The following is an 18,844-nucleotide window of genomic DNA, read 5'->3' on the forward strand; positions in this document are numbered from 1 at the left end:
ATGATGATAAATAAAACGGGCGCGTAGCTCAGGGGTAGAGCATTTGCCTTTTAAGCAAAGGGTCGGTGGTTCGAGCCCACCCGCGCTCACGAAGATAAAGCAAGAATGAGTTACAGCGTATATATAATTAAGTCATTAAAGACGGGCCTACATTATATAGGTCACACCTCAGATATTGAAGACAGATTAAGGCGACACAATGAAGACCGCAGTAAGTATACAAAAGGGAAGGGGCCGTGGGAAGTAGTAATAAGTTATCGATGTCGTACGAAATCAGAAGCTTACCAATTAGAGGTAAAATTAAAATCATATAAGAATCACCAGAAAGCGATTAACTACTTGAAAAACTTATCTCAGGGGTAGAGCACTACGACTTTTAAGGAAAGTCGGAGGGGTCGGTGGCTCGAGCCCACCCGCGCTCACGAGAGTAGAATCCTGCATATCAAGCAGGATTTTTTTATACTAAATTTTATTAAAGAAAGCCTTTTTTAGAATCGATAATCCTCTAAGCGTGAAAAATTTAAGCCCAACCATAATGTGAAGTTCTTATGAATACATAAGGGGTAAAAGAGTTTTGAAAATTGAACTAATTATCTTTATTTATGTTTATTATTTGAAAGGATTATTCTCTAAAGTTGGCTGCGAATTTCCACTTTTTCATTTTTCTAATGTATAATTAGGGTTTATTCAAAAAGCATTCTTAATATGTGTTATAACAGGTTCATTATTGTCTAACATTAAAATTCCAATAAAATCAAATCTGCAAATTTGGTCTTTTATATTGTTCTCGTAGAGATAAGCTTCAGCGGTTTTTTTGATTTGTTTAATTTTATTTTTTGTTATCGATGTCTCCGGGTAGCCATATTCAATGCTTTTTCTTGTTTTTACTTCTACGAAAACCAACTCGTTGCTAATTTTTGCAATTATGTCAATCTCGCCATGTCCATAAAAATAGTTTCTATCAATAATGCTAAAGCCTTTTTCTGTAAGATATTTACATGCGATATCTTCGCCGATATCGCCAAATTTCTTTTTGTTTTTGCTCATGTGGTTATATATTATTTTTTACGAGATCATTTAACAAAGGGGGATTTTCTTTATAATCTTTTTCTATAATTTTTTTAAGAAATGTTTTCCTGTGAAATTCAGATGCACCATATTTTTTAACAGCTTCAATGTGTGTTTTAGTAGCATAACCTTTATTACTTGACCAATAATATTCTGGAAAGTACATTGAAGCTTTGTCCATTAACTTATCTCTTATAACTTTTGCAATAACTGATGCTGCAGCAATAGCAAATGATTTCGAATCGCCTTTAATTATGGTTTTTGTAGGAACGTCAGAATAAAATGTTTTATTTCCATCAATTAAAATTAAGTCTGGCCTTAGTTTTAATTTTTCTACGGCAATTTTCATCGATTTAAGTGAAGCCTGAAGTATGTTAATTCTGTCAATTTCTTTATGGTCAACTATTCCAATGCCGAAACTCAATGCAGAATCAATTATTTTATTAAACAAAAATTCTCTTTGTTTGGCAGATAATTTTTTAGAATCATTTACACCTTCTAAGATTGTATCTTTGCTGAAAATTACTGCAGCGGCCACAACTGGACCTGCAATAGGACCTCTGCCTGCTTCGTCTACCCCTGCAATAAGTTTTATTTTTTTTGTAATAAAAGAATTATCGAAAGCCTTTAAACTATCATGAAGCATTGTTAAATTTTTTCGCATTTAACCCTATTTCAAAAGTTATTTATTAATCCAAAATGAATTTTGCCTTGACTAAATGAATCCCCTTTGCCGAGAGCGAAACTTACATTTAGTATGCCAAGGCTAGTTTCAATATTTAAACCCAATCCATATCCGTATTTATAATCGGATACAAATAAAATATTTTTTTGTAAATCTTCATTCCTAAGATAATACCCTGTATCAAAAAACACGAAAATAAATGTGCGTTTTTCTAATAAATAGCGGTATTCAAAATTAGACCAAAAAATTCTGTTACCTTGAAATTGCTTTTCCTTATAACCACGAAGAGTATTTGTGCCTCCCAAAAAATAAAGATCGCTTATTTCAAAATCGTTGCCCTTTAACTCTCTTGCATGCAGACCCAATTTAATAACTTGATTAGTAAATAATTGATGAAAAAGCTCTAAGTCTGCTTCAATTCGCTGGTAATTAATTTTAGTTTTAGTATCTGTAGTTATGTAGCTTGCCGGCCCAGTAATTCTTTTTGTGTTGGATTTTAAGCTGCTTATAAAAATTAAGCCTCGAGTTGGTGAGTAAATATCGTTGCGTCTGTCAATTTTAAAACTTAAGCCTGTAGTTAGTGTAGAGGAATTAAAAACCGTAAAAACGTTAACTTTTCGCTCTGTAGGAATTGTAGTTTGATTTGAAATTAAAAAGGACGCTGAAATTTCATCTGTTGCTAAAAATTCTAATTGAGCGCTTAAACTTCGTTGGATGTATGTAGAATCCTGCTTGCGTTGAAAAAATCCTGCCTCCAAGTTAAATGGATAATTAAGAATCCATGGCTCTAAATAGTGAAATTCAAGTTCTTGTGTTGATGGATTTTCCTGCTGCCATCGTATGGAAGCGTTTCTTGCAGTGCCAAATAAATTTCTTAAACCAATATTTACAAATCCAGTAAAATAGCCCGACTCGTTATATGAACTTGAAGGCACGTAACCTATAACGCCGTCAAAGTTATTTGTTTGTTGCTCTTCTATTTTAATGTTAAGAATCCCCTCGTTATTTGTGTTAAGATAGTACGTTGGTTTTTCAACTGATTTAAAAAAATTTAGCTTATTTAACTTATCGGGTATGTCATCAATTAATTTTTGAGAATACAGTTCACCTTTTCTAATGCCTGTAGCTCGTATTATCACATCGCTTTTTGTTTTTGTATTTCCAGTGATATTTATGTAATCTATTTTTGCTCTTACATTTTTGTCTATTTCCAGTTGCAAATTTGCTTGATGTTCGTTAGAAAGTGTATCATCAAAAAACTCTACCGAGATTATTTTAATTACGGCGAAAGGATAACCGTTATTTTCAAAAGAGTCTAAAATGTTATTGAAAGCAACATTGATATTTTCTCTCGAAAAAATTTTGTTTTTTAATTCATCTAAGTAATCTTTAATAACTGATGTATCCTCGAAGTTGGAAGTAAAATTAATATTTTTAATAAAAGTTGGATTTCCCTCATCAATATTAATCAATAATTTGTATGAGAGTGAATCTTCTTTGACAAACTGAATATAGTTGAAGGAAAAGTTATAAAAGCCTTCGGCTGATAAATTGTTTGCAATATTCTTTTTAACAGTGTCGATAAGTTCCTTATTGAATTTTGCCCCAATTGAAGCACCGCACCAATTTATGTATTCAGTTTCAGGAAAATTTACTGAACCTTTTACTTCAATTGATTTGATGGTTTGAGGGAATACAGAGTTTGTAATCAGAAGAACAAAAATTAATTTACGAGATTGTATTAGGTGTATCATCAATAATTTTCATTTTTTTACCGACAGATTTAATTTGTATTAAATCAATGTAATTTTCATACTCATCTACAGTAGAATTACAAGTTTCAATTTTTACTGCATTTGCTGTGCCGAGTGAAGTAGCAATTTTAAGTAAGTCATCGAATACGAAAGAATGATATAGGCCAAAAACAACTCCAGCTGTAAAGGCATCACCACTTCCAGTTGAATCAACTAACTTGATTTTAGGTGGTGATAGTTTATAATGGAAGTCAAATTTAGCAGCAAATACATCGTTAGAGCCATCAGTAAGAAAAGCAAGTTTAATTCCCTTAGAATAAAGGAATTTTAGGAAGTCAATTTTTTTTTGTTCGTTGCTTAAATCAATATTTAATGAATTTTCCAGTTCTGTAATATTATTATGAATAACTGTAGGTGCGGAATCAATACATTTTTGTAAATGGGTGCCGTAGGTATCTAATACTGAAATTTTATCAAGTTGATTTGCAAGATTAATGCCGTATGAAAAGATATCATCTGTTTGAGTGCAAGGAGAACTTCCAGAAAAAACTACAATTGAACAGTTTCTTATCATTTTTTCAAGTTTATTTTTGAACTCATTTGATTCTGCTTCAGTTATTAAATTATTTGGAGAAATAAATGTAGAAACCCTTTTAATTTTTTCTTCTACAGCTAAAAATGCTTCTCTTGTTTCGTTTTTAGTTGGCACAAAACTAAAGCTAATTTTTTCGTTTGATAATACCTTGCGAAGCAATTTACCAGTGTCTCCACCTAAAAAAGTAAGAGCATGATTTGGGATATTTAAACAGTTCAATTGTCGACTTACATTTATACCTTTTCCGCCTGCAGTAAAGTAAATACTTTTAGCTCTCTGTGTGTTCCCAAGTGTAACTGATTTAAAAGTTAACCTTTTTTCTAATAATGGGTTTAATGTAACTGTAAGCACCATAGCGTCTACGAGATTTAAGAAAAACTGAAGGTTTTATGTTGAGAAAATTCTTTTTGCTAACGACTTAATTATTGTCTATAGCCGGGCCAGCGACTGTAATCTGGGTTGACCAAGTAATAATCTCCAAAACCTGTGTTATCTACAAAAACGAAGTATCTGTTTTGCTCGTAATATTCCCAAATTTCATAAGGTTTAGAATCCATTTCAAAAGCGTGGCGTTCTACATTGCTTGGCGGTCCAAAAGTTACATAAACCATTCCCATATCTGTACGCCACCCTTCACCAATACCTCTAAAGTTTTTATTTGCGTAGTCAATTCTTCTGTAATATTCGTTGAGAATTGGATTTTCATCTGAATTTTTATTTGGCTTTTTAGAGTTCCAGAATGCCATGAACTTATCTAATTTTTCTTGATAAGTTTTTGAATTTTTTATTTCATCAATTTCTTTTGAGGAAGCAATATAAATCATCTGTTCAATTGCTTTGTTTAGGTTTACAATTGTACTGGGCAACCCGAAAATCCTAGAGTTTATAGTTTTAGTAACTGAACTTATAGTTTTGTTTTCCAAATTTTGTAGTGAGACTTCCAATTCATATTTGCCAATTATGAAGTTTTGGTAATTAATTGTGTAGTAAATTGGATTTGTCCCCTCTTTTATTGTAAGTGTGTCTTTAGTTTCAAAAATTTTATTGTCATCATTATCTTTTATTAAATAATTAACAAAAACATTACGATTAGTCGAAGAGTATATTTCATAAGTTAACTGGAGGTTCTTAGTTTTATTAGTTATTATTCTTGCAGCGTTTGGAACGATGTTTTCGACATCACTATTATGTATTATGTCACTTATCAGCAGTATATCGCTAATTCCAAGTGTGTCATTAATTTTTCTGATTGTTATAGGGAAAGTTTTTTCACTTTTCTTTTCAGAGTTATTATCTTCTATGTAACATTTTAATACGTATTTGCCAGGTGTCAAATCAAAATTTTTGTAACTGATATTGTAGTTGTTTTGAGAGGTCGTTTGTCTGAAGTTTGCTGTTTTAACTTGCTCTTGCCACATCTTTTCAAATAGAATATTTGATTTGTCTGAATCGTAAAAAGTCAACGTAACGTTATAAGTACCAAAGAAAATGGAATCCCTTTTTATGAACTGAATACTGCGATAAGGCACTTGAAGAAAAACATCGAAACGAGTCTTGCCGGGTAACTGGCTTTTATTACAAGTGTAATCAATATAAAAAGATGCAACAAGTTGCGTGTTCTCATCAGGTCTTGAAAGCTCAACTTGTGATAATATCATACTGTTTATAACAAAAAACAAAATTATAATTATATATCTCATTTTTTAAACTCCTCAAAACTGCGGCTAAAAATTATTTAGCTTCAGTTTTGTTAAAAAATTTTGTTCATTGTTTCATAACTATTAACTTACCAAATAAATCATACTCATTGCAATCGTAAATTTCAACATAATAAAAGTTGCCTATTGATAAAGAATTTTCAGAACTTAATATTATTTCTCCATCTACTTCTGGTGCATCTCTTTGCGACCTGCCTACATAATTATTTTCAGTAAAATCATCTATCAATACTTTAATTTTTTCACCGATGAAATTTTGATTTTTCTTGAGGGATATATTCCTTTGGATTTCCATCAATGTGGCTTTTCTTTCTTCCTTTAATTCATTAGGGATTGGGTCACCTAAAATAAAGCTTGGAGTTTTTTCTTCTACCGAATAATTGAACACACCAAACCTGTCAAATTCAAATTCTCTAACAAAATCACTTAGTTCGTTGAAGTCTTTTTCTGTCTCTGCTGGATAACCTACAATAAAAGTTGTGCGTAGTGTTAAATTAGGTATTTTTTCTTTCAACTTGTAAAGCAATTCTTTAGTTCTTCTTTGGGTTATTCCGCGTCTCATTGACTTTAATACTGAATCTGATATATGTTGAAGCGGTATGTCAATATATTTGCATATCTTTTCGTTTGAGGCTATGGTATCTATTAAATCATCTGGGAAATGAGAAGGGTAGGCATAAAGCAGACGTATCCATTCTATCCCATTAATATCAGAAAGTCTATTGAGAAGCTCAGCTATGTTTCTTTTGCCATATAAATCTTTGCCATAGTCTGTTGTATCTTGACCAATAATAATCAATTCTTTTACCCCTTTGGCTGCTAGGGATTTTGCTTCACCGATGAGTTGTTCGATAGGGACAGATTTATGAAAGCCTCGCATTAACGGAATTGCGCAAAAAGAACAAGGGTTATCGCATCCTTCTGAAACCTTTAAATAAGCATAATGCTTTGGCGTAGTTAATTCTCGCTCGCCTAAAAGTTCTCTTTTTAAATTGCCTCCTAATTCTTCAACTATTTCTTTGTATTTTTCAGTGCCAAAGTATGCGTCAACTTCTGGAATTTCTTTTGCCAATTCATTTTTATATCTTTCCGATAGGCAGCCTGCCACTAAAATTTTTTTGATTTTTCCTCTTTTCTTAAGTTCAACTGCAGATAAGATAGTGTTTATTGATTCTTCTTTAGCAGCATCAATAAAACCGCAAGTGTTTATTATTATTGTGTCAGCTTTTTTAGGGTCATCTGCTATATTGAGTTTGTTTAGTTTTAATTGATTTATTAAACGTTCGGAATCGACAGTGTTTTTTGCACAACCTAACGTTAGTACCGAAATTTTGCTTGAGTCTTGCATTAAATATTTGTTGTTGGTTTTTTAATTAGTGCAAAGATAGATAATTGAGAAATTAAAAGTAATGTAGGATTTTGACTACTGCTAAAAAACTTTAGAGGGGCTAATAAAAATATTACTACTGGAGATAGATGAGGAAGCTAAATAAAGATTATTTGGGTAAATTTTGTCTATATTATGCTTAAACAGAGTTTGTTTAAATACTAAAACACAATAGGAAATATTTTTTCTTTTTCATATCTTCACATATATGAACGATAGTGTAAATAATACTGAACCAGGTGGGGACAGGTTAAAAGTAATTTCTTCTATCAAACCTGTTACTGCAGCTTTTCTTTCCTTATTAGCCGTTTTTTTTCTTTACCAATTTGGCGGTGGCCTGCTTACAATTGCTATCTTCGGTTTGAATTTCGAAAATGCAGATGTAAATGCAATGCGTTTGTTAACTATGGGTGGACAAATATTGTTGATTTTGCTTCCTGCTTTAATTTTTGCCAGACTCGTTTATGAAAATGTTACTCAAGCCTTGCGTGTTAAGGTGCCCCGTTTTAAAGAGATAGCTTTATTTGCTATGGGCTTAATTATCATCACTCCATTGCTGCAGGAGTTAATCTTTATTCAAAATTATCTTTTCTTAAAGTTGGCTCATGTAAACAGTTTTTTTGGCAATTTAAAAGAAATTCTTGATAAAGTAGATCAAATGGTTGAAAAAACTTATGGTAATTTGCTTTCTTCAAATTCTTTTTTTGAGTCGTCATTTGTGATATTTGTTGTAGCTGTTACCCCTGCAATTTGTGAAGAAACTTTTTTCAGGGGATTCGTACAAAAAAGCTTTGAACAAAAATTTAAGCCGTTCTGGTCAGCTGTTATTACAGCGTTATTCTTCGGATTATATCATTTTAATCCGTATGGATTAGTTTCCCTTGTAATTTTAGGCATTTACTTCGGCTTTGCGGCTTATACTTCTAATTCAATTTTTGTTTCTATGTTTCTTCACTTCTTAAATAATTCGATTGCATTAACAGCATATTTTATTTTTGGAGAGGAAGAAATAATAAATACAAAAGTAGAATTGACAGATAAAGTTGCACCCCATGCAATCAATCTTTTTGCGTTAATAGTTATTTTTTCTTTTTTTATTTATTACATAAAAAAGTATTATAAAAAAACCGAATTAGCGAGGTAATTATGATTTGCCCCAAATGCGAATACGAGTATGTGGACGGAATAGAGGTTTGTCCGGATTGTGGAACTGAATTAGTCCCCGTTGAAGAGTTTGAAGGGCATTTAGTACATCCGGAAGATTGGGTGGTTGTATACAGCACAGATAGAACTTATGAAGCTGAAATGTTAAAAGCCAACTTAGAAAGTGCAAATGTAGAAACACTTATTCTTTCGCAAAATGATAAAAATTTCCCCACCGTGGGGGATCTTTCTGTTATTAAATTGCTTGTTAAGAAAAATCAGGTTCAAACTGCATTGGAAATAATTAATGATATTAATGCCAATTCTGAAGATAATAGTCAAAAAAGTGAAGAATGAACCTGAGCAATACAACAATAAGAGTTATAGTTGCATTTGTTGGTATTCCAACAATGTTATTTGTTTGTTGGTATGGTAAGTTTCTTTTTTATTTACTAACCTTAGCAATAGGTCTAGTTGCTTATTATGAATTTTCTAAAATAATCAGGAAAAAGAACAGCAATGCCAATTTAATCATAGGCTGTCTGGCCATAATTTCGATTGTTACAGAAGCTTATAATTCTTTCGTTGATTTTAAAGTGCTTGTCCTGTGTATCATTATTTTGACTTTATCTTTTGAACTTTTTCGAAATAAAGGTTCTGCAGTTAATAATTTGGGCGGAACTTTTATTGGAGTTTTTTATATCGGATTGTTCGCTTCGACTTTGATTTTAATACGAGAATATTACAATCAATCCGAATTTTTATACAATCGCGGCGGCTACTTAATTATTTCTGTTTTAGCGACCATCTGGATTTGTGATTCGGCTGCATTTTTTTTGGGCTCCAGTTTCGGTAGACATAAACTGTTTCCACGAGTTAGCCCAAATAAAAGCTGGGAAGGAGCCATTGCAGGATTTATGTTTTCTTTAATTACAATGATAGTAATGAAAGAATTATTAGTAAATTTTATTAGCATTTTGGACGCTGTTGTTTTGGGGGTAATTATTGGGGTTTTTGGTCAATTAGGGGACTTAGTTGAAAGCCTCTTAAAACGCGATGTTGATGTAAAAGATTCATCTTCAATTCTACCAGGTCATGGCGGTATATTCGATAGATTTGACTCGCTCCTTTTTAGCTCACCATTTATTTATCTTTATATGTTTTTCTTCTTTCGCTGATTTTCGCTTAGCTATATAGTATTAACTTTGTTAAAATCTTTAAGAAGTTGATTCAATAGAAAAGAGTTCATTTATACTAGAAGGATAAAAATGATTTGAATAAAAAGACGGTTTGACTTCTTAATTTTGTTCATCTGCCATAAAATAGATATTTTTAAAATATAGACTGTCATTATATAGTTCTTAAGCTTACTTAGAAGTATCAAAAAGGAGAGAGATGATTAAGTTTTTAATTCCAAAAGAAGAAAAATATTTTGACCATTTCAATGATATGATTGATAACACTTTTGAAATGGCAACATTAATCAAGGAATTATTTAGCAACTCAAAACTAAATTTCGAGGTTCAACAGAGAATATTTTCGTTAGAAAGGCGTTGTGATGAGGTTTCTGATAAGATATTAAAAAGACTTAATAAAACATTTATTACTCCATTCGATAGAGAGGATATTGTTAATCTTTCCCATAGGATAGAAAGTACAAGTGACTCGTTAAAAGCTCTTGCATCGAGATTAGAAATCCTGAATCTCGAAAGGAAAATTGAAGGTGCCCAAAAGCTTACCGATATAATTTATCTTCAAGTAAAAAATTTGCACGAAGCTATTCACGAGCTTAAACATAGAAATAATACGACAAATTTATGCAAAGCTGTACAAGATTTGGAATCTGAAGCAGACACGGTTTATAAAGAATCAATGAAAAATCTTTTTGCCAATGAAACTGACCCCATTGTGCTAATAAAGAATAAAGAAATATTGGATATGCTTGAAAAAACTGTAGACAAGCTGCAATTAGTTGCAAATGCTATCCTTACAATTTATGTAAAAAATAGTTAAATACTCTTATTATGGCTTTTCCTATAATAATTATCCTGTTAGCAATGGTATTTGATTTTTACAACGGCATGAATGATGCTGCCAACTCTATAGCTACTGTCGTTTCAACAAGAGTATTAACCCCATTGCAGGCTGTTGCATGGGCTTCATTTTTTAATTTTGCAGCCGCATTTACTTTTGGAGAAAGTGTAGCAACTACAATAGGAAAAGGTATTGTAGATGTTAACATAATTGATAACGTTGTAATCTTATCGGCGTTAATTGGTGCAATTTTTACTGCTGCTTCGGCGACCCACATGGGTTTGCCCATTAGCGTTTCTCATGCGATAATTGGTGGCTTGGGGGGTGCAGCACTAATTAAAGCTGGCCCAAGTTCAATTATTGCTGATGGGTTTATTAAAGTATTTGCATTTATTTTTTTAGCTCCAATCTTAGGAATGTTCTTTGCTGTAGTTTTCTCTATTGTTACTTTATGGGCAGTTAAAAATTTTCAACCGCGCAAAGTTGATAAGTATTTTAGAAAATTACAATTAATTTCTGCGGCTATTTACAGCTTAAGTCATGGCTCTAACGATGCTCAAAAAACTATGGGCATTATTGCTGTGGTATTGTTTACTAATGGTTTTTTAGGAAACACTTTCTATGTCCCTGTATGGGTAGTATTTTTAAGCTATACTGTAATAGCTCTTGGAACATTTATTGGCGGCTGGCGCGTTATTAAAACCTTGGGAATGAGCTTGACTAAACTTACACCATTCGGCGGCTTTAGTGCAGAAACATCAGCTGGACTTACAATTTTACTCGCTTCTTATTTTGGAATACCAGTTAGTACTACCCATACTATTTCTGGGGCAATTGCCGGTGTTGGTTCAGTTAAAGGAATGAGTTATGTAAGATGGAGCGTTGCAAGGAATATAGTTTGGGCTTGGGTATTAACTATTCCATTATCAGCTTCGTTTGCAAGTATATCATTTTTATTTATTAATTACTTAATGTCTCTTTTTTAATTATTATCATCAATTTAATCTGGACTAAAATATGGAGGTAAAAAATGTTAAAAAGAAAACTTGGTAAAAATGGACCAGAGTTGACAGTTATAGGTTTTGGAGCATGGGCTATCGGAGGTCCGTGGAAATGGGGCTGGGGAAAGGTTGATGATAACGAATCAATTGAAGCTATTCGCACTGCTTTAGATAATGAAATTAACTGGATAGATACTGCTGCTGTGTATGGACTTGGACATTCGGAAGAAGTAGTAGCTGAGGCAATAAAAGATAGAAGGAAAGAGGTTTTTGTTGCAACAAAGTGTGGTATGGTGCCGGATGGTAAAGGCGGAGCTAATATTAACAACCATCCTAATAGTATTAGAAAAGAAATTGAAGATAGTCTTAGAAGATTGCAAACCGATTATGTGGATTTGTATCAGATACATTGGCCCGACCCAAATGTACCTGTTGAAGATTCATGGGGAGAAATGGTAAAAATTAAACAAGAAGGGAAAGCTCGTTTTATAGGTGTATGTAATTTTGATGTTAACCTGCTGGAAAGGTGTATGAAGATTGAACATGTACAATCTTTACAGCCACCGTTTAGTATGTTGAGAAGAGATGTAGCAAAAGAAATATTGCCATATTGCGAAAAAAATGGGATTGGAGTCGTTGCCTATAGCCCTATGCAAGCTGGCTTGTTAACAGGAAATTTTCATACAAAAAAACTAGCTGAAGACGATTGGAGAAAAAATAATCCATATTTTCAAGAGCCATATCTTTCTAAGGCGTTAGAACTCGTTGAGCGATTAAGACCTATTGCTGCAAAAGCTGATAAAACTGTTGGTAATTTAGCAGTTGCTTGGGTATTAAGTCATTCAGCGATTACATCTGCTATTGTAGGCGCTAGAAATAAAAATCAAGTGCTGGAAAATATTAAAGCTGCCGAGTACGTTCTAACTAAAGAAGACCTTAGCGAAATAGAAAAATTATTAAAAGAGTTTGAGCTTTGATTTTAAAGTGACCTAATATAGGCTGGGCTGTCTTAACAAAATAATAGTTGTAATTTTTATGAGTTCTCATTGATTGATGATTTGAAACTGCATATCAAAAAATAAAGTTGTGTAACTGTTGTAATATGAAAACGTAAGGGTTGAACATTCCGTAGTTATTGAACTAAACTTTTTGAATGAGCAAAGACTGATGGTATTCCTCCTGTATGCCAGAATAATACGTTGCTTGTTGGGGATATTTCTTTATCCCTTATAATGTTAATTAGTCCACCCATTGCCCTGCCTGTATAAATTGGGTCTAAAATTATTCCTTCATACTTGGCAGTTAATTTTATTGCTTCAATTTCAAGATTGTTAATTACGCCATAGCCTTTTCCCTCATAATCGTGATTAACAATAACATCATCAGAAGCAAATTTTATATGTAGATTAAGCAAGTTTGCAATTTCGTTAGCAAGATTTAAAATACGTGTTTCAAGTAACTCATTTTCTATCTTTTCTTTGTCAATTCCTATTCCAATAATTTTTGTATCTAAATTAAAAACTTTTTTCCCTACTATTAATCCTGCATGTGTACCTCCCGAGCTGGAAGGGAAAATAATATAGTCAAATTTATAATTAAACTTTTTTTGCTGCTGCTTTAATTCATTAATAGCATATACAAATGCTGCAGCTCCAATAGCATTTGAACCACCGTAGGGAACCACGTAAGGTTTATTACCTTCTCTTATCAACTTATCAACGATTTCAGGAATTTTTTCTCCTTTTCGAAATTTTCCTGACCAATGAATCTCTGCTCCCAGCAAATAATTCATCAAAAGATTCCCCTCATAAGTTTTTGGCTTGTTTCCACCTAAAACAAGATGGCATTTTAAGCCGCTCAAGGCGCAGGCGGCAGCTGTTTGGCGACAATGGTTTGATTGTTCAGCTCCACCAGTAATTACAGTATCACAATTTTTTGAAATTGCATCAGCAATTAAAAACTCGAGCTTTCTTGTTTTATTGCCACCTAACGCAAGTCCTGTTAAGTCATCTCTTTTAATAAAAATTTTTGGCCCACCTAAAAAATTGCTCAATCTTTTTAGTTCATGAATTGGTGTGGGAAAAAATCCTAAATTAATTCTGTGTAATTTTTTTATACGCATAGTTATTTATCGAAAGAAATATCTTGCACCAATTGATAAATCTAAGTTTAAAGCTGTTGACGGCAATAAAGTAAAAACTGGTGCAGCTTCAAGAAAAATATCTATGGGATACTCTTTATTAAACCACGACAATCCTGCTAAACCCCGTGCGCCCAAACTGTTTTTATCGTTGTTAACAAATCTAATTCTAACACCAAAACCATAATATAAAACAAACTTTTCTTCTGAAGGAAAAATATCAAACTTATGATATAAGTAATCACTGTGAATGGAGACCGAAGAATTTTTGCCTACAAAAGAATATGCTAAAGCAAGGTCAACTGCATTGATTTCATTTAACCAGTATTTTCCAATTAAGCCGGTTGGTTCACCAATTATTAAACCAATGCCCGTTCCTTTTTCTTGTCCAGTTATTTTAATCGAACATAGAATGAACAAGGATGAAAGAATAATAAAAACCTTTTTGCTCATAAATGTTTTGTGTGATTAAAAGAATTATTACCAATTAACAAAATTTATTTTAAACAAAAAAATAACTCAAAGAAAAAGTAAATAAAAAGTCTCTGATAAAATGTTAATAATTGTTAAATTTTGATTAGTCTTAAGTAAGTTTCTTTCTAAGCTTTAACATTAGGTGAGACATGGAAAATCAAACGAACATACAAGCTTTATTAAATGAATATTCATCGCAATTTGATTACACAAAGAAATATACATCAATTATTTTAGCTGCCGGTCACGGGAAAAGAATTAAATCACAGACATCTAAAATGTTGCATAAAATTTGGGGAAGAACAACAGTAGAAAGGGTGCTTTCAGCTTGTAAAAAGGGTTTGCCTGATTCAAATATTATTATAGTGGTTGGAATAAAAGCTGAAGATGTGATTAAAACATTAGGAAAAAATGAGTCTGTAATTTATGCTTACCAGGAAGAACAATTGGGAACTGGTCATGCTGTTCAAACTGCATTGGGGATTATAGATTCGACTAAATATAAAGGAACTATTTTTATTCTACCTGGCGATATGGGCTTAATTGAGTCTTCAACTATAGAAAATCTACGAAAAGAGTATGAAAACTCTAAAGCCGACATGATGGTTTTAACTGGAATTTTTCAAGGACCTGTTGAAGAAAATTATTATGGCAGAATAGTTCGAGCAAAGTCTGCTAAAAATAAAAAAGATAAAAGCTTGCAAAACGTACTGGAGATAATTGAGTATAAAGACATACTAAGCATGAAAGATAAGGAAAAACATGTTATTAGCTATAAAAATAGATTATACAGATATTCCAAAAAAGAATTATTGGAAATTCGAGAGTTCAATTCGGGCGTCTTTGTATTTGATTTTAAAAAGTTATCTAAACTTGTGTATAAACTCAATACGGCTAATGTTCAAAAGGAAATTTACTTGACGGATCTTATTTTGCTGTTTAATAAACAAGGTTATAGGGTTCAAGCTGTTTCTCCGAAGGACCAAACAGAAATATTAGGCTTTAACAATAAATCTGTTTTGAAAAAAATGAACGCTGTTGCGCGCAAAAGAGCTTATGAAAGAATCAAAGATCTAATTGTAATAGATGACCCTGATGATTTTTTTCTGGATGAAGAAATTTTAACACAAATTGAAATGATGGATTCTAACGGAATTCCGCTTGATATTCAAATTGGACAAGGTGTTTACGTGGCTAAAGGAGCTAAGTTAAATTATAACCTAACTTTAATGAAAAATGTTTATATCGATGGAAATATTTCTTTCGGTAAAAATGTTGTAATCAAAGATAATGTTCAATTAACTTGTTTTTCTGGACAAACCATGGAAATTGGTAATAATGTTGAAATATTTAGCGGTGATATTATTAAAGGGAATGTGAAAATTGGCGATGATGTTAAGATAGAATCTGGCGTTAGAATAACAGGGAGCGATGAATATCCAACATTAATAGGAAAAAACGTGATTATAAAAGGTGTTACTTATATTTTCGGCTCAGAAATAGAAGAGAATTTTTTTGTTGAACATTGTGTGCTTGTAAGAAAAGTTTTATCAAAACCGCCAAATTTTAACGGCAACATATTTACGGTGAGGTATTATTTACCCGAAGCAGAAGGTATTGAAGCAATAAAAAATAAACAAACACCTTAGAAAAAGTTTTTCTCCTAAGGTGTTTTTAGAAAAAAAATTATGCTTCTTTGGTAGCTGAAAGAGTATTAACATATTTAGTTAATGCTGCCTTCTTGCGAGCCGCATTGTTTTTATGTAGTCTGCCCTTAGAAACAGTTTTATCAAGAAAAGACACAGCTTCTTTTAATGCGATTTCAGCTTGCTGTTTATCTTTAGTAGAATAAACCTTTTTGATTAACGTTTTTGCTTTTGAAAGCGAAGCTTTGTTCCTTTTTCTCCTTATTTCACTCGCTCTTGCTCTTTTTAAAGCGGATTTGTGTTGAGCCATTTTTCCCTTTTGTTTGTTATTTTTGGGGTGTAAATATAACTATTATACTATCTATAAATCAAACTTTAAGCATAGACTAAAAGATTGGCTGTTAATGAATATCCTAATTTATAGCTTATATTGCTGAACAAATAAAAAAGGATGTAATGTGAACGGCATACTAAAAGTAAATGAAATATTTTTTTCGGTTCAAGGCGAAAGTTCGTTGGCTGGATTGCCCTGCGTTTTCGTGAGGCTCACTTACTGTAATTTAAGATGTTCTTACTGTGATACTGAGTATGCATTTTATGAAGGTGTTGATATGAGCATTGATTCCATCATAGAAAAAGTGAAAGAGTATAATTGCAAGTTAGTGGAAGTTACAGGCGGAGAGCCTTTATTTCAAAAAGAGTCATTGAAGCTTATGGAGAAACTATGCGATAATAGTTTTTTAGTGATGCTGGAAACTGGCGGTAGCCTGCCTATTAAAGATGTAGATAAAAGGGTCAAAATTGTAATGGACTTAAAAACGCCTTCAAGTAAGATGATGAAAAAAAACTTATATGAGAACATTAACTACCTTAAGCCCACTGATGAAATAAAATTTGTTATCGGCAACCGCGAAGATTATGAATGGTCAAAATCAATTATTGAAAAATATAACTTGAATGATAAATTAACTGTTCTCTTTTCTACTGTTTTTGGGGAACTACAACCCCTTACTTTAGTGAACTGGATTTTAGAAGATAAGTTAAATGTCCGATTTCAACTGCAGATGCATAAATATATTTGGGAACCTTCTACAAAGGGTGTATGATGAAAATTGCTAAAGAATTTAGATGGGAAATGGGTCATAGACTTCCTTATCACAATGGTAAGTGTAAAAACCTGCACGGTCACTCATATAAAATGATTCTTGAGTTTGAAGGACAGGTAAATCAAGACGGTATGGTAATTGACTACTTCGATGTAAAATCTTTAATTAATCCTATTGTTGATGAGCTTGATCATTCAGTTCTTGTTTATGAGAAAGATTACGAGCTAATTGAATCATTAAAAAAATTAAACTCCCGCTTTGTGATTGTAAATTATCACACAACTGCAGAAAATATTTGCAAGTATTTTTTGGAAAGAATTAAGAATATTGATCTGCCTCGAAATATTTTTTCGATACGAGTTAGAATTTATGAAACAGAAAATTCTTATGCGGAAGACTTTATCCAATTAAATAACTAAAAGTAAGAAAGAGCATGCTGAATTTTATTGTTTAATTGCTCTTATTTTTTTTAATTCATCTACAATTAAGGGCAGCACTTTCCCGGCTTCTCCTAAAATAGAATAATTTGCATAATATGAAAATTCAGTATGCTCAATGTTAATTTCAACCATATATGCGCCGCTTTGCTTTGCCGATAACGGGATAAACGCTGCTGGATAGACGACTGCCGAAGTGCCAACTACAAAACAAATATCACACGCTTGTGCTGCTTTCTCGCTTTGAGTATATTGATCTTCTGGCAGCATCTCACCAAACCAAACTACATCAGGTCTAATTAAGCCGCCGCATTTTTTACATTTGGGCACTCCTTCGGTAATTTCAAGCTCGGGCGTGTTATAAAATGTACCGCAGTCAATGCAATAGTTTCGTTCTATGTTACCGTGTAATTCAAATATTTTTTTGCTGCCAGCTCTTCTATGTAAGTTATCTATGTTTTGAGTGATTACAACAACATCATCAAAGTAATCTTGAAAATCGGCAATAGCAAAATGACCGGCATTGGGTTTGGATTCGTGTATTATTTTTTTTCGATGTTGGTACCATTCCCACACCATATCCGGATTTTTCAAAAACGCATTGAAATTTGCAAGTTCTTCTGGTTTTAGTTTATTCCATATACCATCTTTACCTCTAAAGGTTGGGATACCGCTTTCGGCAGAAATTCCTGCCCCAGTAAAAAAAACTATCTTCTTTGCAATATTAAGTCTTTCTAAAAATTCTTTTTTGAATTCCATAGCGAAAAGCCAAAAAAATTGCCTTAGTTTTATATAACTATAAATTTTTCATAAGCATTTGCAGTTTATGCTTTTACTCATTTTTCCATTTATTTAGTAGCGACTTAGCTTCTTCTAATTTCTTTGGGTCTTCTTGATTTTTGATTGGTAGAGTTAATGCTTTGTTTAACATTGCCTTTGCTTCTTTGTATTTGTCCTCTCTGCCCAAAGAAACAGCATAGTCAACATAGAACATTATATATTCGGGATAAAGTTCTATTGCTTTTTTGTATTCTTTAAGAGCTACTTCATTATCAGCCCAGCCAAGACCAATAATTGAACGAGCAGGTTTCCATTTTTCACTTGCTTTTGCATGAGTTCTTGCTAACACATAATGGGCAATTGCTTGAACAAAGTTTCCGCCATTGCCAAGTTGAATAGCTTTTAAGCAATCATCTCTAACTGAATTTACGACTCCTGCAACTGAGAAAACCCCTTTAAAAAGAGCAATTCTGCCATTAGCTATTGCACGACGAACATAACTATTAGCTTTATCCGGACCAAGTTTTACGGCTTTTTCAGCATAATCCAGCGCTTTTTGATAGACGGCTAATTGAGCGTTTTCTTCTTCGCTTGTTTTGTTCGGCATTTTTTCGGCAATATCAACGTATGCTTTACTTATACGCCAGGTTACTTCCCAATTATCGGGATAAAGTTTTTCAGCTTTTTGAAAAACTGCAAGTGCTTTTTCATTTTCAAATTTGTCGGCAAATTGGTCGCCTTCGCTTAGTAATTCATCTAATGATTGTGCGCAAATGATGCTTGCTATAACTAATGAACTAATGATTAGCTGCAATAAAAATAATTTTGTTTTCATGTTTCCCTTCTGTTTTGTTGTTAAATTTATTATTAAAAAAT

Annotated in this window: 21 protein-coding genes and 1 tRNA gene; 11 read left to right on the forward strand and 11 right to left on the reverse strand. The window is 32.5% G+C overall.

All coding sequences use genetic code 11. From position 1 onward, the window contains the following. Positions 1–17: 17 nt before the first annotated feature. Both ABRY23_11690 and ABRY23_11695 read left to right on the forward strand, forming a co-directional pair. Positions 18–89: transfer RNA gene (locus tag ABRY23_11690), tRNA-Lys, on the forward strand. 16 nt (positions 90–105) lie between these two features. Then, the gene (locus ABRY23_11695; GenBank protein ID MFA3783714.1) at positions 106–363 is read left to right on the forward strand and encodes a GIY-YIG nuclease family protein; all 258 of its coding nucleotides are present in this window, start codon (positions 106–108) and stop codon (positions 361–363) included. 324 nt (positions 364–687) lie between these two features. On the opposite strand, the gene ABRY23_11700 is transcribed toward ABRY23_11695, so the two are convergent. The 6 genes from ABRY23_11700 to rimO form a co-directional block, all read right to left on the reverse strand. After that, positions 688–1,047, reverse strand: a complete 360-nt coding sequence (locus ABRY23_11700) for a YraN family protein (GenBank protein MFA3783715.1) — start codon at positions 1,045–1,047, stop codon at positions 688–690. A 4-nt stretch (positions 1,048–1,051) separates the two neighbouring features. After that, positions 1,052–1,732, reverse strand: a complete 681-nt coding sequence (locus tag ABRY23_11705) for a ribonuclease HII (protein ID MFA3783716.1) — start codon at positions 1,730–1,732, stop codon at positions 1,052–1,054. 11 nt (positions 1,733–1,743) lie between these two features. Then, entirely contained in the window at positions 1,744–3,507 is a 1,764-nt protein-coding gene (locus tag ABRY23_11710) for an outer membrane protein assembly factor (GenBank protein MFA3783717.1), read from the reverse strand. Further along, positions 3,482–4,456 carry a 1-phosphofructokinase family hexose kinase gene (locus ABRY23_11715; protein ID MFA3783718.1) on the reverse strand — a complete coding sequence of 325 codons (975 nt, stop codon included), beginning with the start codon at positions 4,454–4,456 and terminating at the stop codon, positions 3,482–3,484. Before ABRY23_11715 ends, ABRY23_11710 begins: the two co-directional genes overlap by 26 nt. A gap of 68 nt (positions 4,457–4,524) precedes the next feature. Continuing rightward, entirely contained in the window at positions 4,525–5,802 is a 1,278-nt protein-coding gene (locus ABRY23_11720) for a GWxTD domain-containing protein (GenBank protein ID MFA3783719.1), read from the reverse strand. Between the two features lie 64 nt (positions 5,803–5,866). Beyond that, positions 5,867–7,168, reverse strand: coding sequence for a 30S ribosomal protein S12 methylthiotransferase RimO (gene rimO, locus ABRY23_11725; protein MFA3783720.1), 1,302 nt, complete (start codon positions 7,166–7,168; stop codon positions 5,867–5,869). 247 nt (positions 7,169–7,415) lie between these two features. Here rimO and ABRY23_11730 point away from each other — a divergent pair, with 247 nt between their 5' ends. The 6 genes from ABRY23_11730 to ABRY23_11755 all read left to right on the forward strand — a co-directional run bounded on the left by ABRY23_11730 (position 7,416) and on the right by ABRY23_11755 (position 12,362). Further along, positions 7,416–8,351 carry a type II CAAX prenyl endopeptidase Rce1 family protein gene (locus ABRY23_11730; protein ID MFA3783721.1) on the forward strand — a complete coding sequence of 312 codons (936 nt, stop codon included), beginning with the start codon at positions 7,416–7,418 and terminating at the stop codon, positions 8,349–8,351. 2 nt (positions 8,352–8,353) lie between these two features. Beyond that, a complete protein-coding gene (locus ABRY23_11735) occupies positions 8,354–8,707 on the forward strand; it encodes a putative signal transducing protein (protein MFA3783722.1) in 354 nt (117 codons plus the stop codon). Further along, positions 8,704–9,528, forward strand: coding sequence for a phosphatidate cytidylyltransferase (locus tag ABRY23_11740; GenBank protein ID MFA3783723.1), 825 nt, complete (start codon positions 8,704–8,706; stop codon positions 9,526–9,528). The genes ABRY23_11735 and ABRY23_11740 overlap by 4 nt, the downstream gene beginning before the upstream one ends. 217 nt (positions 9,529–9,745) lie before the next feature. Continuing rightward, on the forward strand, positions 9,746–10,363 hold the full coding sequence (locus ABRY23_11745; protein MFA3783724.1) for a DUF47 domain-containing protein: 618 nt from the start codon (positions 9,746–9,748) through the stop codon (positions 10,361–10,363). Between the two features lie 11 nt (positions 10,364–10,374). Continuing rightward, positions 10,375–11,370 (forward strand): anion permease, encoded by a 996-nt coding sequence (locus ABRY23_11750; GenBank protein ID MFA3783725.1) that lies wholly within the window; start codon positions 10,375–10,377, stop codon positions 11,368–11,370. Between the two features lie 44 nt (positions 11,371–11,414). Continuing rightward, positions 11,415–12,362 carry an aldo/keto reductase gene (locus ABRY23_11755; GenBank protein ID MFA3783726.1) on the forward strand — a complete coding sequence of 316 codons (948 nt, stop codon included), beginning with the start codon at positions 11,415–11,417 and terminating at the stop codon, positions 12,360–12,362. A gap of 155 nt (positions 12,363–12,517) precedes the next feature. Here the strand turns inward: ABRY23_11755 and ABRY23_11760 are convergent, their stop codons facing one another. Next, positions 12,518–13,507, reverse strand: a complete 990-nt coding sequence (locus tag ABRY23_11760) for a D-cysteine desulfhydrase family protein (protein MFA3783727.1) — start codon at positions 13,505–13,507, stop codon at positions 12,518–12,520. A gap of 6 nt (positions 13,508–13,513) precedes the next feature. Further along, positions 13,514–13,978 carry a hypothetical protein gene (locus tag ABRY23_11765; protein ID MFA3783728.1) on the reverse strand — a complete coding sequence of 155 codons (465 nt, stop codon included), beginning with the start codon at positions 13,976–13,978 and terminating at the stop codon, positions 13,514–13,516. Positions 13,979–14,148: 170 nt separating this feature from the next. Between ABRY23_11765 and ABRY23_11770 the strand changes: the two genes are divergently transcribed. Next, on the forward strand, positions 14,149–15,648 hold the full coding sequence (locus ABRY23_11770; protein MFA3783729.1) for an NTP transferase domain-containing protein: 1,500 nt from the start codon (positions 14,149–14,151) through the stop codon (positions 15,646–15,648). A 37-nt stretch (positions 15,649–15,685) separates the two neighbouring features. On the opposite strand, the gene rpsT is transcribed toward ABRY23_11770, so the two are convergent. Then, complete coding sequence (rpsT, locus tag ABRY23_11775) at positions 15,686–15,955, reverse strand: 30S ribosomal protein S20 (GenBank protein ID MFA3783730.1); 270 nt, start codon at positions 15,953–15,955, stop codon at positions 15,686–15,688. Between the two features lie 148 nt (positions 15,956–16,103). Here rpsT and queE point away from each other — a divergent pair, with 148 nt between their 5' ends. Both queE and ABRY23_11785 read left to right on the forward strand, forming a co-directional pair. Next, positions 16,104–16,751, forward strand: coding sequence for a 7-carboxy-7-deazaguanine synthase QueE (gene queE / locus ABRY23_11780; GenBank protein MFA3783731.1), 648 nt, complete (start codon positions 16,104–16,106; stop codon positions 16,749–16,751). Continuing rightward, complete coding sequence (locus tag ABRY23_11785; GenBank protein ID MFA3783732.1) at positions 16,748–17,170, forward strand: 6-pyruvoyl tetrahydropterin synthase family protein; 423 nt, start codon at positions 16,748–16,750, stop codon at positions 17,168–17,170. Before queE ends, ABRY23_11785 begins: the two co-directional genes overlap by 4 nt. Positions 17,171–17,194: 24 nt before the next feature. Here the strand turns inward: ABRY23_11785 and ABRY23_11790 are convergent, their stop codons facing one another. Together ABRY23_11790 and ABRY23_11795 are read right to left on the reverse strand one after the other, a co-directional pair. Beyond that, entirely contained in the window at positions 17,195–17,947 is a 753-nt protein-coding gene (locus ABRY23_11790) for an NAD-dependent deacetylase (protein ID MFA3783733.1), read from the reverse strand. Between the two features lie 73 nt (positions 17,948–18,020). Further along, positions 18,021–18,803, reverse strand: coding sequence for a tetratricopeptide repeat protein (locus ABRY23_11795; protein MFA3783734.1), 783 nt, complete (start codon positions 18,801–18,803; stop codon positions 18,021–18,023). Between the last annotated feature and the right edge of the window lie 41 nt (positions 18,804–18,844).

It is taken from the genome of Melioribacteraceae bacterium 4301-Me, from assembly GCA_041538185.1.
Classification (GTDB): Bacteria; Bacteroidota; Ignavibacteria; order Ignavibacteriales; family Melioribacteraceae; genus Pyranulibacter; species Pyranulibacter aquaticus.

Excerpts from the sequence above, each read along its gene's own strand:
- ABRY23_11730 (MFA3783721.1), top strand. The coding sequence starts at position 7,416 with ATGAACGATAGTGTAAATAATACTGAACCAGGTGGGGACAGGTTAAAA.
- ABRY23_11700 (MFA3783715.1), bottom strand. The coding sequence starts at position 1,047 with ATGAGCAAAAACAAAAAGAAATTTGGCGATATCGGCGAAGATATCGCA.
- ABRY23_11740 (MFA3783723.1), top strand. The coding sequence starts at position 8,704 with ATGAACCTGAGCAATACAACAATAAGAGTTATAGTTGCATTTGTTGGT.
- ABRY23_11770 (MFA3783729.1), top strand. The coding sequence starts at position 14,149 with ATGGAAAATCAAACGAACATACAAGCTTTATTAAATGAATATTCATCG.
- ABRY23_11735 (MFA3783722.1), top strand. The coding sequence starts at position 8,354 with ATGATTTGCCCCAAATGCGAATACGAGTATGTGGACGGAATAGAGGTT.
- ABRY23_11765 (MFA3783728.1), bottom strand. The coding sequence starts at position 13,978 with ATGAGCAAAAAGGTTTTTATTATTCTTTCATCCTTGTTCATTCTATGT.
- ABRY23_11790 (MFA3783733.1), bottom strand. The coding sequence starts at position 17,947 with ATGGAATTCAAAAAAGAATTTTTAGAAAGACTTAATATTGCAAAGAAG.
- ABRY23_11785 (MFA3783732.1), top strand. The coding sequence starts at position 16,748 with ATGATGAAAATTGCTAAAGAATTTAGATGGGAAATGGGTCATAGACTT.
- ABRY23_11795 (MFA3783734.1), bottom strand. The coding sequence starts at position 18,803 with ATGAAAACAAAATTATTTTTATTGCAGCTAATCATTAGTTCATTAGTT.
- rpsT (MFA3783730.1), bottom strand. The coding sequence starts at position 15,955 with ATGGCTCAACACAAATCCGCTTTAAAAAGAGCAAGAGCGAGTGAAATA.
- ABRY23_11710 (MFA3783717.1), bottom strand. The coding sequence starts at position 3,507 with ATGATACACCTAATACAATCTCGTAAATTAATTTTTGTTCTTCTGATT.
- ABRY23_11750 (MFA3783725.1), top strand. The coding sequence starts at position 10,375 with ATGGCTTTTCCTATAATAATTATCCTGTTAGCAATGGTATTTGATTTT.
- ABRY23_11720 (MFA3783719.1), bottom strand. The coding sequence starts at position 5,802 with ATGAGATATATAATTATAATTTTGTTTTTTGTTATAAACAGTATGATA.
- ABRY23_11715 (MFA3783718.1), bottom strand. The coding sequence starts at position 4,456 with ATGGTGCTTACAGTTACATTAAACCCATTATTAGAAAAAAGGTTAACT.
- ABRY23_11760 (MFA3783727.1), bottom strand. The coding sequence starts at position 13,507 with ATGCGTATAAAAAAATTACACAGAATTAATTTAGGATTTTTTCCCACA.
- ABRY23_11705 (MFA3783716.1), bottom strand. The coding sequence starts at position 1,732 with ATGCGAAAAAATTTAACAATGCTTCATGATAGTTTAAAGGCTTTCGAT.
- ABRY23_11695 (MFA3783714.1), top strand. The coding sequence starts at position 106 with ATGAGTTACAGCGTATATATAATTAAGTCATTAAAGACGGGCCTACAT.
- ABRY23_11745 (MFA3783724.1), top strand. The coding sequence starts at position 9,746 with ATGATTAAGTTTTTAATTCCAAAAGAAGAAAAATATTTTGACCATTTC.
- ABRY23_11755 (MFA3783726.1), top strand. The coding sequence starts at position 11,415 with ATGTTAAAAAGAAAACTTGGTAAAAATGGACCAGAGTTGACAGTTATA.
- rimO (MFA3783720.1), bottom strand. The coding sequence starts at position 7,168 with ATGCAAGACTCAAGCAAAATTTCGGTACTAACGTTAGGTTGTGCAAAA.